Annotated in this window: 23 protein-coding genes; 14 read left to right on the top strand and 9 right to left on the bottom strand. The window is 61.8% G+C overall.

Translation table 11 applies throughout. The features are described from left to right. Positions 1–81: 81 nt before the first annotated feature. The 7 genes from EPN31_RS02575 to EPN31_RS02545 form a co-directional block, all read right to left on the bottom strand. Positions 82–1377, bottom strand: a complete 1296-nt coding sequence (locus EPN31_RS02575; RefSeq protein ID WP_291769059.1) for a citrate synthase — start codon at positions 1375–1377, stop codon at positions 82–84. Positions 1378–1393: 16 nt separating this feature from the next. Beyond that, positions 1394–1657: a succinate dehydrogenase assembly factor 2 gene (locus EPN31_RS02570; RefSeq protein ID WP_291769056.1), complete on the bottom strand. Its 264-nt coding sequence runs from the start codon at positions 1655–1657 to the stop codon at positions 1394–1396. A 12-nt stretch (positions 1658–1669) separates the two neighbouring features. Beyond that, complete coding sequence (locus EPN31_RS02565) at positions 1670–2386, bottom strand: succinate dehydrogenase iron-sulfur subunit (protein ID WP_291769053.1); 717 nt, start codon at positions 2384–2386, stop codon at positions 1670–1672. Positions 2387–2399: 13 nt separating this feature from the next. Next, positions 2400–4175, bottom strand: a complete 1776-nt coding sequence (gene sdhA / locus EPN31_RS02560; protein WP_291769050.1) for a succinate dehydrogenase flavoprotein subunit — start codon at positions 4173–4175, stop codon at positions 2400–2402. Position 4176: 1 nt separating this feature from the next. Further along, positions 4177–4557: a succinate dehydrogenase, hydrophobic membrane anchor protein gene (sdhD, locus tag EPN31_RS02555; protein ID WP_291769045.1), complete on the bottom strand. Its 381-nt coding sequence runs from the start codon at positions 4555–4557 to the stop codon at positions 4177–4179. Further along, complete coding sequence (gene sdhC / locus EPN31_RS02550) at positions 4557–5003, bottom strand: succinate dehydrogenase, cytochrome b556 subunit (RefSeq protein WP_291769041.1); 447 nt, start codon at positions 5001–5003, stop codon at positions 4557–4559. Before sdhC ends, sdhD begins: the two co-directional genes overlap by 1 nt. A 69-nt stretch (positions 5004–5072) precedes the next feature. After that, positions 5073–5843: a GntR family transcriptional regulator gene (locus EPN31_RS02545; protein ID WP_291769038.1), complete on the bottom strand. Its 771-nt coding sequence runs from the start codon at positions 5841–5843 to the stop codon at positions 5073–5075. A gap of 204 nt (positions 5844–6047) precedes the next feature. Here EPN31_RS02545 and EPN31_RS02540 point away from each other — a divergent pair, with 204 nt between their 5' ends. From EPN31_RS02540 to EPN31_RS02475, 14 genes are all read left to right on the top strand, one after another. Continuing rightward, on the top strand, positions 6048–7037 hold the full coding sequence (locus tag EPN31_RS02540; protein ID WP_291769035.1) for a malate dehydrogenase: 990 nt from the start codon (positions 6048–6050) through the stop codon (positions 7035–7037). 90 nt (positions 7038–7127) lie between these two features. Then, on the top strand, positions 7128–8021 hold the full coding sequence (gene prpB / locus EPN31_RS02535) for a methylisocitrate lyase (protein WP_291769032.1): 894 nt from the start codon (positions 7128–7130) through the stop codon (positions 8019–8021). Between the two features lie 46 nt (positions 8022–8067). Continuing rightward, positions 8068–9258 carry a 2-methylcitrate synthase gene (gene prpC / locus EPN31_RS02530; protein WP_291769029.1) on the top strand — a complete coding sequence of 397 codons (1191 nt, stop codon included), beginning with the start codon at positions 8068–8070 and terminating at the stop codon, positions 9256–9258. Positions 9259–9281: 23 nt separating this feature from the next. Then, entirely contained in the window at positions 9282–10733 is a 1452-nt protein-coding gene (locus EPN31_RS02525) for a bifunctional 2-methylcitrate dehydratase/aconitate hydratase (RefSeq protein ID WP_291769025.1), read from the top strand. Then, on the top strand, positions 10723–11031 hold the full coding sequence (locus EPN31_RS02520; RefSeq protein ID WP_291769022.1) for a GNAT family N-acetyltransferase: 309 nt from the start codon (positions 10723–10725) through the stop codon (positions 11029–11031). Before EPN31_RS02525 ends, EPN31_RS02520 begins: the two co-directional genes overlap by 11 nt. A gap of 373 nt (positions 11032–11404) precedes the next feature. Next, positions 11405–13990, top strand: a complete 2586-nt coding sequence (acnB, locus tag EPN31_RS02515) for a bifunctional aconitate hydratase 2/2-methylisocitrate dehydratase (protein ID WP_291769020.1) — start codon at positions 11405–11407, stop codon at positions 13988–13990. Between the two features lie 205 nt (positions 13991–14195). Then, entirely contained in the window at positions 14196–15389 is a 1194-nt protein-coding gene (locus EPN31_RS02510) for a DUF2863 family protein (RefSeq protein ID WP_291769018.1), read from the top strand. 43 nt (positions 15390–15432) lie between these two features. Beyond that, positions 15433–16527: an elongation factor P maturation arginine rhamnosyltransferase EarP gene (gene earP / locus EPN31_RS02505; RefSeq protein WP_291769016.1), complete on the top strand. Its 1095-nt coding sequence runs from the start codon at positions 15433–15435 to the stop codon at positions 16525–16527. A gap of 96 nt (positions 16528–16623) precedes the next feature. Then, a complete protein-coding gene (gene efp / locus EPN31_RS02500) occupies positions 16624–17181 on the top strand; it encodes an elongation factor P (RefSeq protein WP_291769014.1) in 558 nt (185 codons plus the stop codon). A gap of 239 nt (positions 17182–17420) precedes the next feature. Next, a complete protein-coding gene (locus EPN31_RS02495; RefSeq protein ID WP_291769012.1) occupies positions 17421–18053 on the top strand; it encodes a c-type cytochrome in 633 nt (210 codons plus the stop codon). A 13-nt stretch (positions 18054–18066) separates the two neighbouring features. Then, complete coding sequence (locus EPN31_RS02490; protein WP_291769010.1) at positions 18067–19476, top strand: cbb3-type cytochrome c oxidase subunit I; 1410 nt, start codon at positions 18067–18069, stop codon at positions 19474–19476. Continuing rightward, entirely contained in the window at positions 19473–19766 is a 294-nt protein-coding gene (locus EPN31_RS02485) for a hypothetical protein (protein ID WP_291769008.1), read from the top strand. The genes EPN31_RS02490 and EPN31_RS02485 overlap by 4 nt, the downstream gene beginning before the upstream one ends. A 2-nt stretch (positions 19767–19768) precedes the next feature. Further along, positions 19769–20095: a hypothetical protein gene (locus EPN31_RS02480; protein WP_291769005.1), complete on the top strand. Its 327-nt coding sequence runs from the start codon at positions 19769–19771 to the stop codon at positions 20093–20095. Positions 20096–20138: 43 nt separating this feature from the next. Then, on the top strand, positions 20139–20456 hold the full coding sequence (locus EPN31_RS02475) for a cytochrome c (protein WP_291769003.1): 318 nt from the start codon (positions 20139–20141) through the stop codon (positions 20454–20456). Positions 20457–20498: 42 nt separating this feature from the next. Here EPN31_RS02475 and EPN31_RS02470 read toward each other — a convergent pair whose 3' ends face one another. Continuing rightward, the gene (locus EPN31_RS02470) at positions 20499–20978 is read right to left on the bottom strand and encodes a DUF1178 family protein (RefSeq protein WP_291769000.1); all 480 of its coding nucleotides are present in this window, start codon (positions 20976–20978) and stop codon (positions 20499–20501) included. 2 nt (positions 20979–20980) lie between these two features. Beyond that, entirely contained in the window at positions 20981–21568 is a 588-nt protein-coding gene (locus EPN31_RS02465; protein ID WP_291769363.1) for a thermonuclease family protein, read from the bottom strand. Between the last annotated feature and the right edge of the window lie 117 nt (positions 21569–21685).

Raw genomic sequence — 21685 nt, 5'->3', positions numbered from 1 at the left:
CGCCCAGCGCCTTTCCTTCTGTGGCACTCCCCCAAGAAAAACGGACCCGAAGGTCCGTTTTTCATTTGAAGCAGCGTAGCCTCACTTCACGTCGCGCTTGGCCGCGCCGGTGTACAACTGGCGGGGCCGGCCGATCTTGTATTCCGGATCGGACAGCATCTCGTTCCATTGCGCGATCCAGCCCGCCGTGCGGGCCAGCGCAAAGATCGCGGTGAACAGTGACGACGGAATGCCAATGGCGCGTTCCACAATGCCGGAGTAGAAATCCACGTTCGGATAGAGCTTGCGGTCCACGAAGTACCGGTCTTCCAGCGCGATGCGTTCGACTTCCATGGCCAGCTTGAAGAGCGGGTCGTTGTGCAGGCCCAGTGCATCCAAGACTTCACGGCACGTTTCCTGCATGAGCTTGGCGCGAGGGTCGTAGTTCTTGTAGACGCGGTGACCAAAGCCCATCAGGCGCACGCCCGAATCCTTGTCCTTGACCTTCTCCATGAATTCGCCGACCTTCGCGATGCCGCCGTTGGCCTGCAGGTGTTCCAGCATATTGAGGCAAGCTTCGTTGGCGCCACCATGCGCAGGACCCCACAAGCAGGCAACCCCGGCCGCAATGGCGGCAAACGGGTTGGTGCCCGACGAGCCGCACAGACGCACGGTGGAGGTCGAGGCATTCTGCTCATGATCCGCGTGCAGGATGAAGATGCGGTCCAGCGCGCGTTCTACCACGTCATTGACCTGGTAGTCGTTGCAGGGCGTACCGAACATCATGCGCAGGAAATTGCCCGTGTAGGACAAGTCATTGCGGGGATAGATGAAGGGTTGGCCGACCGAGTGCTTGTACGCCATGGCCACCAGAGTCGGCATCTTGGCGATCAGACGGATTGCCGAAATCTCGCGATGACGCGGATTGGTGATGTCCGTGGAGTCGTGGTAGAAGGCCGACAGGGCCCCCACCAGGCCGGTGAGGATCGCCATCGGGTGGGCGTCGCTACGGAACCCGCGCAGGAAGATGTGCATCTGCTCGTGCACCAGCGTGTGATGCGTGACCAGATCGTCGAATTCGTGCTGTTGCTGCTTATTGGGCAGCTCGCCGTTCATGATCAGATAGGCAACCGACAGGAAGTCGCAGGCATGGGCGAGCTGCTCGATCGGGTAACCACGATAGAGCAGCTGACCCTCTTCGCCGTTGATGAAGGTGATGGCGGACTCGCAGGATGCCGTCGACTTGAACCCCGGGTCGAACGTGAACATCCCGGTCTTGCCATACAGGGCGCGAACGTCAACCACATCCGGACCGATGGTGCCCTTGTATACAGGAAATTCAACGGATGGGCTGCCATCGGAAAACGATAGCGTGGCTTTCTTATCGGATAACTGCATGTGATTTTCCTTAAATTTACAGCGATTTCATGCGCTCGACGAGCGTGCGGATCTGCGGGTCGTCGTACCCCCCGGTCAGTTCCGCACGCCCCAAGAAGATGTCAAGCAGGTCGGTGTCGTCCATCTCCAGCAGGCGCGTCAGCGCCCGAACGTCGGCCTCGGTCAACTGTGCTTCGCAGGCATCGAAGAAGCGCTGAAGAATGATATCGTTTTCAAGTAAACCGCGGCGCGCGCGCCAACGCAGGCGCGCGCGATCCGGACTGGTTAGATCGCCAGGCATCGCGCGAAGTCCCTAGATCGCCCGACGTACCAGCATCTCCTTGATGCTGCCGATTGCCGCCGATGGATTCAGACCCTTTGGACAGACGTCCGTACAGTTCATGATGGTGTGGCAGCGGAACAGACGATACGGGTCTTCGAGGTCGTCGAGCCGCTCTTCGGTCGCCTGGTCACGCGAATCCACCAGGAAGCGATAGGCTTGCAACAACCCGGCGGGACCGACGAATTTATCAGGATTCCACCAGAACGACGGGCAGGCCGTCGAACAACAGCCACACAGAATGCACTCGTACAGGCCGTTGAGCAGCTCGCGCTCCTCGGGAGACTGAAGCCGCTCTTTTTCTGGAGGCGGATCATTGTTGATCAGATACGGCTTGATCGAATGGTACTGATCATAGAAGAACGTCATGTCCACGATCAGGTCGCGCACCACGGGAAGCCCGGGCAGCGGCTTGAGCACGACAGGCTCGGTCACCGTCTTCAGGTTGGTGATGCAGGCCAGGCCATTCTTGCCATTGATGTTCATGGCATCCGACCCGCACACGCCTTCCCGGCAGGAACGGCGGATGGCCAGACTGTCATCCATGTCGTTCTTGATGCGCAGGATGGCGTCCAGCAGCATCCGGTCCGTCGGCTGCAGCTCGACTTCGAACTTCTGCATGTAGGGCCGCTCGTCCTTGTCCGGATCGTAGCGGTAAATCTCGAACTTCATGACACGTTTTTCACTCATGACACTATCCAGATTAGAAGGTACGGGCTTTGGGCGGAATGGTATCCACCGTGAGCGGCTTCATGTGGACCGGCTTGTATTCCAGGCGGCTGTTTTCAGAGAACCACAAGGTATGCTTGAGCCAATTCACGTCGTCGCGGTTAGGATATTCGTCCAACGCATGGGCACCCCGTGATTCCAGGCGGTTGGCGGCCGATCGAGTCGTCGCGCGCGCGACCTCGATCATGTTGGTCAGCTCGAACGCCTCGAAGCGGGCCGTATTGAACGTTGAAGACTTGTCGGCGTAATAGATGTCATTGACTTCCGGAACCAGGTCGTCGATGAGCTTCTCGCCTTCCTTGAGCGTATCCAGCTTGCGGAAGACCCCACAGTGGGCCTGCATGATGGTCTGCATCTTGTACGCCACGTCCTGGGCCTTGGAGCCGGACGTACGGCTTTCGATGCGATCGACCCGATCGCGCGAAGCCTCGATGTCGGTCTCCGGCAATACCTCGTGGGAGTGCTGCTTTTCAGGATGCTGGCCGATGATGTGATTGCCGGCTGCGCGGCCAAACACGATCAGGTCCAACAGCGAGTTGGTCCCCAGGCGATTGGCCCCGTGAATCGAAATCGCCGCACATTCGCCGATCGCATACAGGCCCTTGACGATCTTCTCTTCGCCATTGACCTGCGTCACCACCTGGCCATGCATATTAGCGGGGATGCCACCCATCTGATAATGGATCGTCGGCACGACCGGGATGGGATCGTGAATCGGGTCGACATTGGCGAACCGGATCGCAATCTCGCGGATCGAGGGCAGACGCTTCATGATGGTTTCAGCGCCCAAGTGGTCAAGCTTCAACAGGACGTGGCCGCCATCACCGCAACCACGGCCTTCCTTGATTTCCTGGTCCATGGAGCGCGACACAAAGTCTCGCGGCGCCAGATCCTTCAGCTGGGGTGCATAGCGCTCCATGAAGCGCTCGCCGTCCTTATTCAGCAAGAAACCGCCTTCGCCGCGAACGCCCTCGGTGATGAGCACACCGGCGCCGGCCACGCCGGTCGGGTGGAACTGCCAGAATTCCATGTCTTCGAGCGGAAGATCCGCGCGCGCCGCCATGCCCAGACCGTCGCCCGTATTGATGAAGGCATTGGTCGTGGCCGCCCAGATGCGGCCCGAGCCGCCGGTAGCCAGAACAGTCTGCTTGGCTTCGAGCACATACATCTGGCCCGTTTCCATCTCCATGGCGGTCACGCCCAGGATGTCGCCGGCCCCGTTGCGAAGCAAGTCCAATGCCATCCACTCGACAAAAAAGTGCGTGCGGGCAGCCACATTGCGCTGGTACAGCGTATGCAGCATGGCATGCCCCGTGCGGTCGGCCGCCGCACAGGCGCGCTGCACGGGCTTTTCACCGAAATTCGCCGTGTGGCCGCCAAAGGGTCGCTGATAGATGGTGCCATCAGCATTGCGGTCGAACGGCATGCCGTAATGTTCGAGTTCGTAGACGGCGTTGGGCGCCTCGCGGACCATGAACTCAATGGCGTCCTGGTCACCGAGCCAGTCGGAGCCTTTTACCGTATCGTACATGTGCCACTGCCAGTGGTCTTCACTCATGTTGCCCAGCGATGCGCTGACGCCGCCCTGAGCGGCCACCGTGTGCGAGCGCGTCGGGAAGACCTTGGAGACGACGGCGACCGTGAGGCCGGCATGGGACAATTGGAGAGCACAGCGCAGGCCAGCCCCGCCGGCGCCGACGATCACCACGTCGAATCGGCGGTGCGGAATAGATGTCTTGACAGCAGCCACGTTACAGACTCCAGAGAATTTGACCAAAAAACACGACCGACGCCACGATCCAGAGGACGGCCACGACTTCCAGGAACAACCGCAGGCCGGCTGCGTGCGCGTAGTCCATGAAGATGTCGCGAGCCCCTACCCAGGCGTGCCAGGCGAGCGACAGAAACGCCAATGACCCCAACATCTGCCCCAGCGGCACCGTGCCGACCTTGAACATAAAAAAGGCACGCCACGATTCAAAATCGAGGCTGGGAACGAATACCGCATAAATGACCAGGACAAGCGTGTAGACGGCCATGATGACGGCCGTCATGCGCTGAACGATAAAGTCGCGGGTCCCGTAATGCGCGCCAACGACGAGGCGCCGACGTCCAATGCGTGCTTCTGCCATTACCAGACTCCAAAAAGTTTCAAACCAAAGACCACTGTAAGGCCCAGTGCGATCCCAATGACGACCGCACCCGAGCGCTGCGGCGCCACGCGCACCGGCGTACCTGTGCGCTTCGAGGGCACACGCGCGGTTCCCCAATGCAGGTCCAGCGTGAGGAAGCGGATCCCGGCACAGAAGTGGTGGAAATACCCCCACATCAGCACCAGCAGAACGATCTTGCAAAGCGGCGTGGCGACCCATGCCTTCATGGCGGCGAAGGTCTCAGGGGAATGGACGCTCTGGCCAAACAGCGGCACGATCACCAGCGGCAACGCCAGGAGCAGCAGTGCCCCACTGATCCGGTGCAGAAAAGAGGCTTTTGCAGCCGGCGGCAGGCGGTAACTCATGAGGTCACTGACCCCCAGATTACGGAACTGCGGGCGCGGCTTCGTTGCTGATTCAGACATGATGCCCTCGTAGTTGATCAATGGAATAATTCTGGTAGACCCCAATTGGCATTTTCGCCCATTGCGCAGTCAATTCAAACTGTTTCGATAATGATAGCGTTCGGTCACATAGTGCCCGCGGCGCAACTCCACGGGACGATCCCCATAGGTGTAGGCAATGCGCTCGACCTGCAGCAGCGGGGAGCCCACAGCGACCCGCAGCAGACTTGCCTGGGCATCGCTGGCGGCCACCGCACGGATCTTCTCGTCTGCCCGCACCATGCTGATCCCGAACTCGGTCTCGAACAGTGCGTACATTGGGCCACGATACCGCAACAGCGCTTCCAGCGTCAGCCCCTTGAACGTATTGCCGGGCAGCCAGATGTCGTCCAGAATCGTAGGAATGTCACTGAAGGACAGGACGCGGTGCAGATTCACTACCGCATCGCCGGTGCGCAGCCCCAGCGCAGCGGCGATTTCGACGGTGGCCTTGGCGCGGTGGCAATCCAGGATCTGGCTGGAAGACGGCTGCGGCCTGGCGTCGTCCGGGGTCAGGCGAAGAAACCGATAGCGGACGCGGGCTTCGTTATGCGTCGCCACATAAGTGCCCTTCCCCTGGCGGCGAATGAGCAGGTTTTCTGCGGCGAGTTCGTCGATGGCCTTGCGCACGGTGCCCTGGCTGACCTGGAATCGCGCGGCGAGCTCGAGCTCGCTGGGGATGGATTCGCCCGGCTTCCATTCACCCCGATCCAGGCCCTGCAGGATCAACGCCTTGATCTGCTGGTACAGCGGGCTGAACGCAGCGCTATGAGAAGCGCGACCCAGGGGCTGCTTGCGATCAATCAGGCGCGAATCAGACATGTCAGACGGGGATACGGCAGGACGGCCATGCTACAAAATAAGACTTCGGCATTTTCGCATTTCCACGTCAGGATGTCTAATACTCTTCTGTCTTATATAAGATATAAGAGTCTTGACGCTGCGCGATGAAATACACTAACCTTTTCGCCGTTTGCGCGGACCGCCCAGATACATCTTTGTACCATCACTGATTGGAGAACCACTATGTCCAAACCCGCCATGCGCGTCGCCGTCACTGGCGCAGCCGGCCAGATCGGCTACGCGTTACTGTTCCGAATCGCGTCCGGAGAAATGCTGGGCAAGGACCAGCCCGTCATCCTGCAATTGCTGGAGGTCCCGGTCGAGAAGGCTCAGAACGCCCTGAAGGGCGTCATGATGGAACTGGAAGACTGTGCCTTCCCGCTGCTGGCCGGCATGAGCGCGCACAGCGACCCACGCACCGCCTTCAAGGACGTCGACGTGGCCCTTCTGGTGGGTGCCCGTCCGCGCGGCCCCGGCATGGAGCGCAAGGACCTGCTGCAAGTCAATGCCCAGATCTTCACTGAGCAAGGCAAGGCGCTGAACGAAGTGGCCAGCCGCCATGTGAAGGTGCTGGTGGTCGGCAACCCGGCCAACACCAATGCCTACATCACCATGAAGTCGGCGCCTGATCTGCCTGCAAAGAACTTCACAGCCATGCTGCGTCTGGATCACAACCGTGCGCTGTCTCAGATCGCCGCCAAAACCGGCAAGGCGGTGGGCGACATCGAAAAGCTCGTGGTGTGGGGCAACCACTCACCCACCATGTACCCGGATACGCGCTTCGCCACCATCGGCGGAAAATCGGTGCAGTCGCTCATCAACGATCAGGCCTGGATCCGCGACACCTTCATTCCCACGGTCGGTAAACGCGGCGCCGCCATCATCGCGGCGCGCGGCCTGTCGTCGGCGGCATCGGCGGCCAACGCTGCCATCTGCCATGTGCATGACTGGGTGCTGGGCAGCAACGGCAAGTGGGTCACCATGGGCATCCCGTCCGATGGTTCCTACGGCATCCCCGAGGGCATCATCTACGGCGTGCCGGTGACCACGGCCAATGGCGAATACACCCGCGTGACGGGCCTGGAGATCGACAGCTTCTCGCGCGAACGCATGGACCACACGCTCAACGAGCTGCTCGAAGAGCGCGACGGCGTCAAGGATCTGCTGAAGTAACGAACCGACCTCACCCCCCCAAGCGGGGGTGCCTTCTGCCGCGCCTGTGGATCCGTCCGGCGGCGCCGACAGCTTTCCGGAGTGCGCAACATGACCCGTCCTGCCTCCCCTGGCGCGCTGCTGCGCCAGGCCCTGATCGAAGAAACCCCGCTGCAGATCATTGGTGCGATCAACGCCAACCATGCCCTGCTCGCCAAGCGCGCGGGCTACCGCGCCATCTACCTGTCCGGCGGCGGCGTGGCGGCCGGCTCGCTCGGACTGCCGGACCTGGGCATCAACACGCTGGATGACGTACTCACCGACATCCGCCGCATCACCGATGTGTGCGACCTGCCGCTGCTGGTGGACATCGACACCGGCTTCGGGCCTTCCGCCTTCAACATCGCTCGCACCGTCAAGTCCCTGATCAAGTTCGGCGCAGCCGGCTGCCACATCGAGGACCAGGTCGGCGCGAAGCGCTGCGGCCACCGCCCGGGCAAGGAAATCGTCAGCACCGAGGAGATGTCCGACCGGGTCAAGGCGGCGGTGGACGCCCGCACCGACAGCGACTTCTACATCATTGCCCGCACTGACGCGATCGCCGTGGCGGGCGTGGACGCAGCGCTGGAGCGCGCGCACGCCTGCGTCGAAGCCGGCGCGGATGCGATCTTCGCGGAGGCGTCCTATGATCTGGAAACCTACGCGAAGTTCACGCACTCCCTGAAAGTACCCATTCTCGCCAACATCACCGAATTCGGAAAGACACCACTGTTCTCGGTTCAGGAGCTCGCGGGCGCCGGTGTGGGCATCGTGCTCTACCCGCTGTCGGCCTTCCGCGCCATGAACAAGGCGGCGGAAACCGTGTACGCCGCCATCCGGCGCGACGGCCACCAGCGCAACGTGGTCGACATGATGCAGACGCGCGAAGAACTCTACGACCGCATCGGGTATTACCAATTCGAAGCGAAGCTTGATGCCCTGTTCCAAAAGAACAAGGCATCCTGAGCCTCACCGCGATCTCGCCTCTACCTCTAATCGAAGGAGACTTTCCATGGCAACAAAATCCAGAGCCGCGGCCAGCAAGACGGCCACCCCGGCCGCCCCCGCGGGCTTCAAACCCAAGAAATCAGTCGCACTGTCCGGTATCGCCGCCGGCAACACGGCCCTTTGCACGGTCGGCCGCAGCGGCAACGACCTGCACTATCGCGGCTATGACATTCTGGATATTGCCGATACCTGCGAATTCGAAGAAGTCGCGCACCTGCTGATCCACGGCAAACTGCCCAACAAGGCGGAACTCGCTGCCTACAAGGCAAAACTACGCCGGTTGCGGGGCCTGCCCGCCCAGGTCCAGGACGTGCTCACCACGCTGCCGGCCTCGAGCCACCCCATGGACGTGATGCGCACCGCCGCATCGGTCATGGGCTGCGTGCTGCCCGAGAAGGACGACCACAATCTGCCAGGCGCCCGCGACATTGCCGACCGGCTGATGGCCAGCCTGGGCTCCGCACTGCTGTACTGGTATCACTACAGCCACAACGGCCGTCTGATCGACGTGGAAACCGACGACGACAGCATCGGCGGCCAGTTCCTGCACCTGCTGCACGGCGAGACGCCTTCGGACGAATGGGTGCGCGCCATGCACACCTCACTCATCCTGTATGCCGAACACGAATTCAACGCGTCCACCTTCGCGGGACGCGTGATCGCAGGCACGGGCTCCGACATGTATTCCGCAATCACCGGCGCAATCGGCGCGCTGCGCGGCCCCAAACACGGCGGCGCCAATGAAGTCGCCTACGAGATCCAGAGCCGCTACGACACGCCCGACGAAGCCGAGGCCGACATCCGCCGCCGCATTGAGGCCAAGGAAATCGTGATCGGTTTCGGCCACCCTGTATACACGGTGTCCGACCCGCGCAACCAGGTGATCAAGTCCGTCGCCCGGCGCCTGTCAAAATCGGCGGGCTCGACCAAGCTGTTCGACATCGCTGCACGTCTGGAATCGGTGATGTGGGACGCCAAGAAAATGTTCCCGAACCTGGACTGGTTCTCGGCTGTGTCCTACCACGAGATGAACGTCCCCACCAGCATGTTCACGCCGCTGTTCGTGATCGCCCGCACCGCTGGCTGGTCGGCCCACATCATCGAGCAGCGCGTGGACAACAAGATCATCCGGCCAACGGCCAACTACGTGGGTCCCGAAGACGTCAAGTTCGTTCCGCTGGCCAAGCGCCAATAAGCAGAAATCCCTCAGGAATCCTCATGTCCGCGACTATTTCCAACGTGCGTCCCCAGCCCGACCAGGTGCTGGTGGACATCGTCAACTACGTATTCGACTACAAGATCGACAGCGCACTGGCGCTGGAAACCGCCCGCAACTGCCTGATCGACACGTTGGGCTGCGGCCTTGAAGGCCTAGAATATCCGGCCTGCCGCAAGCTCATGGGCCCCATCGTGCCAGGCACCGTGGTCCCCCATGGGGCCAAGGTTCCGGGTACGCAATTCCAGCTCGACCCGGTACAGGCCGCCTTCAACATCGGCTGCATGATCCGCTGGCTGGACTTCAACGACACATGGCTGGCGGCCGAATGGGGCCATCCTTCGGACAATCTGGGCGGAATTCTGGCGGTAGCCGACTGGCTCTCGCGCAACGCCGTGGCGGTCGGCAAGGCGCCGCTCACCATGCGCACCGTGCTCGAGGGCATGATCAAGGCTCATGAGATTCAGGGCTGCATCGCGCTGGAAAACTCATTCAACAAGGTTGGCCTGGACCACGTGGTGCTGGTGAAGGTGGCCTCCACGGCCGTGGTCTCGCAGATGCTGGGCCTGTCCCGCGACGAGACCATCAATGCAGTGTCCTTGGCGTGGGTGGACGGGCAAAGCCTGCGCACCTATCGCCACGCGCCGAACACGGGCAGCCGCAAGTCCTGGGCAGCGGGCGACGCAACCAGCCGCGCGGTTCGGCTGGCGCTCATGGCGCGCACGGGCGAGATGGGCTATCCGTCGGTGCTGACGGCACCGGTCTGGGGTTTTTACGACGTGCTCTTCAAGGGCCAGCCCTTCAAGTTCCAGCGCCCCTACGGCAGCTATGTCATGGAAAATGTGCTTTTCAAGATCTCGTTTCCAGCCGAGTTTCACTCGCAGACCGCCGTGGAATGCGCAATGCAGATCCACGACAAGCTGAAGGCGCTGGGCAAGACCGACGCGGATATCCGGAAAATCACCATCCGCACGCACGAGGCCTGCATCCGCATCATCGACAAAAAGGGGCCGCTGAACAACCCGGCGGACCGCGATCACTGTGTGCAATACATGGTGGCGGTACCCATCCTCTTCGGCCGCCTGACTGCGGGTGATTATGAAGACTCTGTGGCTGCCGATCCCCGCATCGACGCGCTGCGCGAGAAGATGACCTGCGTCGAGGATCCTGCCTTCACGCACGACTATCACGACCCGGACAAGCGCTCCATCGCCAATGCGCTCACGGTGGAATTCAACGACGGCACCAAGATGGACGAGATCGTCTGCGAATACCCGATCGGCCACAAGCGCCGGCGCAAGGACGGCATTCCACTGCTGGAAGCAAAGTTCCGCACCAACCTGGCACGACAATTCCCGGCGCGCCAGCAGCAGCGGATTCTGGATGCGTCGCTGGATCAGACACGCCTGGAGGCAATGCCGGTGCACGAGTACGTGGACCTGTATGTCATCTGATCGGGTGACGGTCCCGGAATCGGGCCGCGTCATTACCCACAACGAGACGGCCCACCGGTTCGAGACGACACAGGACGGCCACCTGTGCGTGCTGGATTACACGCTGGACGGGTCGGTGGCAGAGTATTACCACACGGGGGTGCCTGCCGCCGTGGGCGGACGCGGCATTGCGGCAGACCTGACTCGGGTAGCACTGGAAACGGCGCGGGCACGGGGATGGCGGGTGGTGCCTACGTGTTCGTATGTGGATGCCTATGTGCGGCGGCATCCGGAATATGCGGATGTCGTGAGGCGCTGAGCGAGCGGCTTTAGCTCTCGTTTCATCGGATGGTCGGGAGGAGGTGGAATCTGCTGGCGCGCCCTGGTCGGCGGCCCTCCCGCTGGTCGGGCTTCCCGGCCCTTCTTCGTCCGTCTGGGCACCGCCATCCTTTCTCCCTGCGGTCGGGCGGATGTCGGTGAATTCCCCAGACTCCCTTCAGAAGCCTCCGGCGCCTCACGGTTGCGCCAGCAGATTCCACCTCCTCCCTCCGATCGGCCTTGCACATGTTGGCTGCGCTTGCAACGACACAAAGCATTTCGATGTCTTATATCTTATATAAGACTGTTGCCGAAACGGCCTTCCCCCCGTACAATGGCGGCGATTTCAAACGCACATTTTCGGGGCATCCGACATGCTGGACTCTTACCGCACTGAAGCCGCCGCCCGTGAAGCGATCGGGATACCGCCGCTTCCACTGACGGCGCAACAAACAGCCGATCTGATCGAGCTACTGAAGAACCCACCGGCCAAAGAGGCTCAATTCCTCCTGGACCTGTTCACCCACCGGGTTCCCGCCGGAGTGGATGACGCTGCGAAGGTCAAGGCCTCGTATCTCGCCGCCGTGGCGCTGGGCAAAGAGAGCTGCTCACTGATCGACGCGAAGCATGCGACGGAACTGCTCGGGACGATGCTGGGCGGGTTCAACATCAGTGCCCTCATCGAACTGTTGGATCACGCCAATCTGGCGCCGATTGCGGCCGAAGGATTGAAGAAGACGCTGCTGGTGTTCGATGCCTTCCACGACGTGGAAGAAAAGGCGAAGGCGGGCAACGTGCATGCGCAAAGCGTGCTGCAGAGCTGGGCGGCCGGCGAATGGTTCACCAGCCGGCCGGAGGTCCCCGAAAGCCTGACGTTCACGGTCTTCAAGGTAACGGGCGAGACCAACACGGACGATCTGTCGCCGGCGCCTGACGCGTGGAGCCGACCGGACATCCCGCTGCACGCGCTTGCAATGCTGAAGAATCCGCGCGAAGGAATCACACCCGACGTGCCCGGCAAGATCGGCCCCATCAAGCTGCTGGACGAACTGAAGGCCAAGGGCCACATCGTGGCCTATGTAGGCGACGTGGTGGGAACGGGTTCGTCGCGCAAGTCGGCGACCAACTCCGTGATCTGGCTCACGGGTGAAGACATTCCGTACGTACCCAACAAACGCTTTGGCGGGGTGTGCCTGGGCGGGAAGATCGCGCCGATCTTCTACAACACCATGGAAGACTCCGGTGCACTGCCGATCGAGCTGGACACCTCGGCCATGAACATGGGGGATGTGATCGAATTGCGCCCCTACGAAGGCAAGGCGCTCAAGGACGGCAAGGTCATCGCGGAATTCAAGCTCAAATCCGATGTACTGCTGGACGAGGTCCGGGCGGGCGGGCGTATTCCGCTGATCATCGGTCGCGGCCTCACAGCCAAGGCTCGCGCCGCGCTGGGTCTGCCGGCAACGACGCTATTCCGCCTGCCGGAAGCGCCTGCCGATTCGGGCAAGGGCTTCTCGCTGGCACAGAAGCTGGTGGGCCGCGCGTGCGGACTACCGGAAGGCCAGGGTGTACGCCCGGGCACCTATTGCGAACCGCGCATGACCTCGGTGGGCAGCCAAGACACCACGGGTCCCATGACGCGCGACGAACTGAAGGATCTGGCCTGCGTGGGGTTCTCGGCGGATCTGGTGATGCAGTCCTTCTGTCACACGGCCGCGTACCCCAAACCGGTGGACGTCAAGACGCACCACGAACTGCCGGCCTTCATGAGCACGCGTGGCGGCGTGTCGCTGCGCCCAGGGGACGGCATCATCCACTCGTGGCTCAACCGCATGCTGCTGCCAGACACCGTCGGCACTGGCGGCGATTCGCACACGCGCTTCCCGATCGGCATCAGCTTCCCGGCCGGTTCTGGACTGGTGGCCTTCGCGGCCGCCACGGGCGTCATGCCGCTGGACATGCCGGAATCCGTACTGGTGCGCTTCAAGGGCAAGATGCAGCCGGGCGTGACGTTGCGCGACCTGGTCAACGCCATTCCGCTCTACGCCATCAAGCAGGGCCTGCTCACGGTCGAGAAGAAGGGGAAAAAGAACATCTTCTCCGGACGCATCCTGGAAATCGAAGGACTCCCGGATCTGAAGATCGAACAGGCCTTCGAGCTGAGTGACGCATCAGCCGAACGGTCGGCTGCCGGCTGCACGGTGCGGCTGAACAAAGAGCCCATCATCGAATACCTGAACAGCAACATCACGCTGCTCAAATGGATGATCGCCAACGGCTACCAGGACGCCCGTACGCTCACCCGTCGGATCAAGAACATGGAAGCCTGGCTGGCAAACCCGCAGCTCGTGGCCCCCGACGCGGACGCCGAATATGCGGCAATCATCGACATCGATCTGGCCGGCATCCAGGAACCCATCGTAGCCTGCCCGAACGACCCGGACGACGTGAAGACGCTGTCGGATGTCGCCGGCACCAAAATCGACGAAGTCTTCATCGGCAGCTGCATGACCAACATCGGGCACTTCCGGGCGGCAGCCAAGCTGCTCGAAGGCCAACGAGACCTGCCATCCAAACTCTGGGTGGCGCCCCCCACCAAGATGGACGCCAGCGAACTCACCAAGGAAGGCCATTACGGCACCTTCGGGACGGCCGGTGCCCGCATGGAAATGCCCGGCTGCTCGCTGTGCATGGGCAACCAGGCTCAGACCCGAGAAGGCGCAACGGTGTTTTCGACCAGTACGCGGAACTTTCCGAACCGGATGGGCAAGAACACCAACGTGTTTCTGGGATCGGCCGAAATGGCCGCCATCTCTTCGCGCCTGGGCCGGATTCCGACCCGCGAGGAATACCTCAAGGACATGGGCGTGCTCGCACAGGACGGCAACCGCATCTACCGCTACATGAACTTCGACCAGATCGAAGACTTCACCCAGGTAGCCAGCACCGTCGACGCCTGACGACAGTCTGTTCCACCCCCGCACGGAGCAGGCGGACCCGCCCCGATCCTCCCGGATCCGGGGCTTTTTTCGCCATGCGGCCCAGGCAGTACACTAACAGTCCGTTGGGTCGTTCGGATCTCATCCCCCGATACGGCGCAACTCCCGTATAGTGCAGGTTCTCCACCACGATCGGCGGAAACCTGACTGCCTAATTCCGTTTGCCATGCCCTCCCACCCCTCCTCCGCTCATTCCAAGGCATCGCTCGTCCTGATCTCCCTGGCCGAGGCCCTGTCGCATTCCGGCAGTCAGCTTGAAGACCTGTTCTGGGAAGAACGTCTGGGTCAGGCGCTGGACAAGGCACTCACGGCCCGCCACCGGCGCACGGTGGAAGCGGCGCTGGACCACCTGCTGGACCAGCACTCCCCAGCCTATGACGTGCTCATCGAGCAGGCAGAGACGCATTCCGAGTCCCTGCGCCTGACATCGGACGACCAGGACTGGGACGCCCTGCTCTTCTCGGCGCCCTGCCTCGCCTGGACGCGCTACCAGTTGCCCGAAGGCCGGCTGCACGAGCCGCAGGCACAGCAACTGGCGGAATTGCTACGGACCACCGTCCTGGCACCCCGAGCGCGCGCCGCCATGCTGCCGGAGCTCATCCGCTTCGACCGGCTGCCGCAATCGTTTCATGAAGCTCGCAGTTGGGTGCAGGCCATGGGCTCACAGGCGCTGGGACAGCGCGACAAACCGGCGGTACGTGAGGTGGAGTCTCCGGCGGACCTCCTGGCTGACGCCTATTTCCTCGTGGGTGTGATCGTGGTCCCGCGCGGCGATGCACTGTTCCAATGGCAGACGGCGGAACCGGACGCCGAGGCCCGCAAAGCGATCACCACCCGATGGGCGGAAGGCTGCTCACAGATCCTGGATACGGTGTTCACGGGCTGCCGCATGGAATACCTGGCACCCGATGCCTACTACACCAGCACTCGGCAGGCGGATCAAGCCATCCGTCCGCTCACGCTGAAGGCTGCCATCACCTGGCTGCAGACAGCCGCCAAGCTGCCTGCGGCCGACCTGCGCTGCGCCATCGTGGCCTGCGGCGAACAGACCATCGAGGAATACCGTATCGGGTTCTGCACACGAACCAGCAATGACGTGATCTATGGCTGCGTCTGGCCGGCGCTCAGCCGCGAGGAGTCTGCTCTCGAGCAGTCCCCCGAGGGCGAAGTCGATACCTGGGACGCCATTGCCGCCCTGTTGCGTGAGTCGGGTATTCAAGACATCCGCCGGTTGCCCGGCCTGCAGGGACTGGATTATTGCGAAGATTGCGGCGCACCCTATTTTCCCAACATGCTGGGCGAGATGCAGCACCCGGAACTCCCGGAAGAAATCGACCCGGAGCCCCTGCAGTTGCACTGACCCACCCGTTCCGTCTTCATGCCTCCCCCCCAGGAACGTCGCCATGACGCGTCCGCCGTTCGACCTGTTCTGCCGAGTCATCGACAACTACGGTGATGCAGGCGTCTGCTGGCGCCTGGCGCATCAGCTTGCCGACATGGGCTGCGCGGTGCGCCTGTGGATCGACCGACTGGACGTGCTCGCACAGCTATTGCCAGAACTGGATCCAGCCGGTGACGGCCAACGAATACAGGGCGTGGAGATTCTGCCCTGGTACCAGGCCGAGCGGGCCAGCGCACCGCGCGGAGGAGTCGTGATCGAGGCCTTTGCCTGCATGCTGCCACCGGCCTACGAGGCCGGCATGGCGCAACAAGACTGCCTATGGATCAACCTGGAATACCTGAGCGCGGAAGACTGGGTGGCCAGCTGTCACGGACTGCCGTCACCACAGGCCAACGGGGTTCCAAAGTACTTCTACTTCCCAGGATTCACGTCCTCTACGGGAGGACTATTGCGGGAATCCGGTCTGCAGGCGCGCCAGGTGCAGGCACAGGCCACGGATCGGCGCATGCGATTGCAGGCGCTCACCGGGCTCGCGGCCGACGCGATGCCCCCAGAGGCGCGATGCGTGCTGCTGTTCGCCTACCCTGACGCCCCCCTTGACGGGCTGCGCGATACGTTCGCCCGACGGCAAACACCCACTTGGCTGCTGGTGCCCGGGACGCCCCCACCCACGCTGCGCAGTCAGGGGAATCTAACCGTGGCCACCATTCCATTCGTACCCCAGGCTAGATTCGATGAGTTGCTATGGTGCTGCGACCTGAATTTTGTACGGGGCGAAGACTCGCTGACCCGGGCTCAGTGGACCGGCAGCCCCCTGGTCTGGCAAATCTATGCTCAGGACGACGATGCGCACCGGATCAAGCTCGAAGCCTGGATGCAGGCAGCCGCCTGGCCCGAAAACATACGTGCACTGCACCGCGCATGGAATGGTCACGACGATGACCTGATGGCGCAGGCGCTTTCCGCCGCGCTGGAGCCGAAACCCTGGGCCGACTGGGCCAAATGCAGTGAGCGCTGGTCCGAAAAACTGCACCGATCGCCGGATCTGGCCAGCCGTCTGGTCGAGTTCTGCCAGAAAAAACTCCAAAAGAGTTAGAATGCACAGTTAAAATTTTTCGCACTGCCTCGGAGTAGTGCAGGGGCACTGCGGCGCCCCTAGCCCGGGGCATTTGAACCCCGGAGTCCTACCCCTATGAAAATCGCACAGGAACTGCGCGTCGGCAACGTCGTCATGGTCGGCCACGACCCCCTGGTCGTCCAGAAGGCCGAATACAACAAATCGGGCCGCAACGCGGCCGTGGTCAAGCTGAAATTCAAGAACTTGCTGACCAACAGCCCCAGCGAGTCGGTCTACAAGGCCGACGAAAAGTTCGAGCAAGTCATGCTTGAAACCAAGGAATGCACCTATTCCTATTTTGCCGACCCGATGTACGTCTTCATGGACGAAGAATACAACCAGCACGAAGTCGAGTCCGACAGCATGGGCGACGCGCTGAACTATCTCGAAGAAGGCATGACTGTCGAAGTCGTTTTCTACGAAGGCCGCGCCATTTCGGTGGAACTGCCCACCATCATCGTACGCGAGATCATCTACACCGAACCCGCCGTCAAGGGCGACACTTCGGGCAAAGTCCTGAAACCGGCGAAGATCAACACAGGGTACGAAGTACCGGTACCGCTGTTCTGCAATATCGGCGACAAGATCGAGATCGATACTCGCACCAACGAATACCGCAGCCGCGTGATGTAACAGCCCCGCGCCGGTCTCGGCGCGGCGCCCCCTTGAAAACCGGGCTTCCGAACCGCACCCCAAAAGTTGGCTGTTGATCCAACTTTTGGGGTGCGGTTCACTTTACCCGGCCTTTTTTTTTGATCTGGATCAAATCTGCTACGGAATCCTGGATCAGGATCAATCACCGGACCGCCCGCCGGTACTAAGCTTGGCACACTAGACGGAATCGCCGCCGCATCGATGGAGTGCCAACCAACATGAAGCGCACAAGTCCAAGCGCCGGACCCACCCAGGGCCTGGACATACAGGATCCCGCATTCTGGCGGGCCGGTGCAATCAGCACTACCCTCGTGATGCTGGTGGTGCTGGCATTCCTGTCGATCGACAGCCTGCGCGTGATCACCGCAGGCGGGGAAAACGTTCCACCCTACGACGTCATCAATCAGCACATCAGTTACCAGTACGACTGGTCCCAGCACATGGCGGTACCGGTCATTGGAAAGTCCGAGCCCCTGTTCGGCAAAAAGGTCACTGAAGCCGAAGCGTCCGACCTGATCGTCAAGGGGAAACTGGTCATTCAGAGCCGTGCCTGTATGGACTGCCACACCATTTTCGGCAACGGCGCATACTATGGACCGGACCTCACCAAGTCGTGGCTGGACCCTGCCTGGCAGGAGATCTGGATGCCCATGACCGGCAAAAGCACCCGCGAAGAAGCAATGGTCGAGTTCCTCATGCACCCGGACAAATACCCTACCTGGAATCGCAGGATGCCGGACCTGCGCATCAGTGAAGACGAAGCTCGGGCAACCGTCGCCTATCTGAAATGGCTGGCATCCATAAATACCAATGGGTTCCCGGCCAATTTCGGTCTGATCACCAAACACTGACAGGGGAAGTTTCATGGATCGCTCCGAGATGTCCCGTTCGCAGAAACTGGCGTTGCGCTACCTGACGGCTGCCGTGACGCTCTTTGGCGTGATGATCGTGTTCGGCCTGCTTGCGGCGGCCTATTACGTCTACCCATCCCTGCTCTACAACGTCTTCAACTTCAACAATGCGAAGATCCTGCATATCGACGTGCTCGTGATCTGGCTGCTGATGGGCTTTCTGGGGGCCGTGTACTGGTACCTCCCCAAGGAGCTGGAGCACGAAATCGAGGGAATGTGGCTCGCCGAGCTCACGTTCTGGGTGTTCTGTGCCGTCGTGGCGGTCGTCGCCCTGGTCTTCATCTTCGTGCAATACGGCCCGGCCACCGAATGGACGCTCTGGTTCATCAATCAGGGCCGCAAATACGTGGAAGCTCCGCGCTGGGCGTCCATCGGCGTGGTGATCGTGATGGGCGTCTTCGCCTACAACGTCGTCGCCACCTGTACCCGTGCACGGCGCATGACCGGCATCACCTGGGTGTTGGCCCTGGATCTGATCCCGCTCATCGTGGTGTATCTGGATGCCTTTCCATCGGACCCCAACATGTCCAGGGACTTGTACTGGTGGTGGTGGCTGGTCCACATGTGGGTGGAGAGCACCTGGGAGGTTCTGATCGGCTGCGTCATGGCGCTGGTGCTGATGGACGTCATGGGCACGTCGCGCAAAATCGTGGAGACCTGGCTCTACATCGAAGTCATGCTGGTGCTGGGCGCCGGCATCCTGGGGCTGGGCCACCACTACTTCTGGATCGGTACGCCAAAGTACTGGCTCAGCATCGGTGGCTTCTTCTCAGCCCTGGAGCCGCTACCGCTGCTGGGCATGGTGGTACACGCCGTCTACGATGCCGGCATGCACCGTCTGAAGACCGGGAATCGGCCCGCTTTCTACTGGATCACGACGGAAGCGTTCCTGAACTTCATCGGCGCGGGGATCTGGGGCTTCATGATGACGCTGCCACAGATCAACATGTACTCGCACGGTACGCAATGGACAGTGTCGCACGGCCACTTCGCGTTTTACGGCGCCTACGTTTGCGGCGTGATCGCCGTGCTCTACGTCGTCAAGCAGAAGACTTCAGGTACCGAATTCCTCGACGGCCGGGCCTGGAAGTGGGGCTACGGCCTGCTTAATTTCGGCATGGTTGGCATGGTGATGGCGCTGTTGCTGGCGGGCATGGCGCAGGCCTTCATCGGACGCGCCGAGGGTGGATCCACGCTGATGGCCTTTACGGTCGCCTCGGAGAACCCATGGTTCGTGTCGGGGATGTATGCACGCCTCGCATTCGGCGTGATCTTCGCACTCGGGTACGCCACGCTGGTCTATGACCTGCTCTCGGCGCCACGGCGCCTGCCGAGCCTTCAGGTTCGGGCGGAGGCCATATGACACCTGCCGCCCTCATCCAGACATCGCTTCTGCTGGGATTGTTCGTGCTGGCAGGAGGCGCTTATGCGGGCCTCTACAGCATCGGTCGCCTGCGCGCGCGGGCCGACTGGGTACGGATCGGAAAGTTCTGCTATCTGGCCGCGCTGACCTGCGCCGTCGCCATAGGCGCACTGTCGCCACTGGACTTCGGCTGGAAGCTGCTGATTCTGGCCAGCGCCGCCGCCTATGCCGTGATTCCGCCGCTTACCTGGCGCTACCTGGAACAAATGCACGCCCACGAGGAACACTGACCATGATCCCGAACATCATCAACACAATCGTCGGCCTGGTGCTGGTCTATGCGACGGTATTGCATCAGACTTGGGTGGAACAGCGGTATGTCCCGATGGCGGTCTTCGCGATCCTGATGTTCCTGCTGGCACTATGGGCGCGGCGCAGCGACGCACACCCGTGGTTCAGCAACGTCAATCTCGTCCTTTCCGTCGCCCTGGGCCTACTGTCGCTGCTGCCACTGGCAACCATGCCGGAACTGACGTTCTGGGCCGGGCTGTGGATCGGCATCCTGGTTCCCACCTTTGCGCTGTGGGCGGCGCTCTATCGACCCTTGGGGTCCGCCTGACGCGGATCACCCCAGGACACGGACCTTATCGGAGAACAAAACCATGATTCACATGACCTTGCGCCTGAGTCTGGCGCTGGTGGCAACCCTGGCCATGACATCCGCGCAGGCCGCCGACCCGACAGCGGGTCAAGCCAAGTACGCCGCCACGTGCGCGGCATGCCACGGCGCCGCGGGCGTCTCTATCGCGCCCATCTATCCCAACCTGGCGGGTCAGAAGGACGCGTACCTGATCACCCAACTCAAGGCCTTTCGCGACGGTTCACGCAAAAACGTCATCATGGAGCCGATGGCGAAGGGGTTGACCGATACCGATATCACCAACATCGCAACGTTCCTCGCCGCGCTCAAGCCAAGCTGAAGCCAGTTTCAGGCCCAGGCCTCGCCAGCAAGCCAGCGACTGTCATTGAAGCCGGTCGTCATCCAGAATATCGGGAATCGGCATGATGGTGATGCCTTCCTCGGCCAGATCCACGCATTCCTGGGCGGACGCCGTGCCGCGAATCGGCCGTTCCTCGATTTCGCCACTATGCATGCGACGCGCCTCGTCCGCGAACTGGGCGCCGACATCGTCGGTCTGGCGGACGATACGGCGGATCTGCCGCAGGACCTCTGCCTGAAGACGCGACATCTGGTCGCCCGAGGGCGATGCCACAGCCGCGCGCCCCTGGGGCAAGTCCTGCTCGCGCACAGCCGGATCGGCGCGCAAATGGCTGACGTTCAGGTGTGGCGCAGACACGCGCCGTGTGATTCGCGTGCTATCGCACACGGGGCAGCGTACCAGCCCACGCGAGAGCTGATCATCATAGGTTTCCGCAGAGGCGAACCAGCCCTCGAAGAGGTGCTCATGTTCGCATGCGAGATCGAATACTTTCAGTGCCATGATCAACAAATGGGGGTCGAGTCCCCGGATTCAAGGGCCTTCCAGCACTTCCAGCGCCAATCCCAGGGCGGCACCGGAGCCCTATCCCGCCACACGCCCAGCCGCTGGTCGCGGGCCTTCGTCTCGAGTGCACGCATACCGTCATCCCGCAAATATTTGCCACCACCCTGCTGGTTGGCCCAAGCCATCCCCGTTGCCACCTGGACCCGATTGGCCGTGCGCCCATCGCCCAGCGGCACATCACAGACATCCCGCCCGTACCGATCCTGCTCGTAGCAACGCAGCACCACGGACTTCCCAGCCACCAGTTCCGACAAGGCCCTGCGCGATGCCTGGCCGTATGGCTGGCCCGGCTGCTTCCGGCCATGGCCGACCTCTGGCGCGTCGATGCTGGCGAGACGAATACGGTGTTCTCTGCCAGAAACCAACAGCGTCAGGGTGTCGCCGTCTGCAACATGGACGACGCGGCCCGTCAGCGCATAGGTGGCCGATGCTTGCGCCGCACAGACCGCAAGGAGCCCGACCAGCAGCGCCCCGCAAAGTCGGCCCGCGACCCTGAGACCAGCCTTCGTAGCGCCAAAATTCTGCATCAACCATCCCTGCTTGCGAAAATGAGTCCGTCAAGGGAAGCGTCGATTGTAGACGAACGGATCCTCCCAGACATCACGACGCCCGGTCACGCGGCGCCTTTTACGGGCCAGTTGCCA

The sequence above is a fragment of the Castellaniella sp. genome (assembly GCF_004321985.1).
Taxonomy (GTDB): Bacteria; Pseudomonadota; Gammaproteobacteria; order Burkholderiales; family Burkholderiaceae_B; genus Castellaniella.
This window is presented reverse-complemented; position numbering and strand designations above follow the sequence as displayed.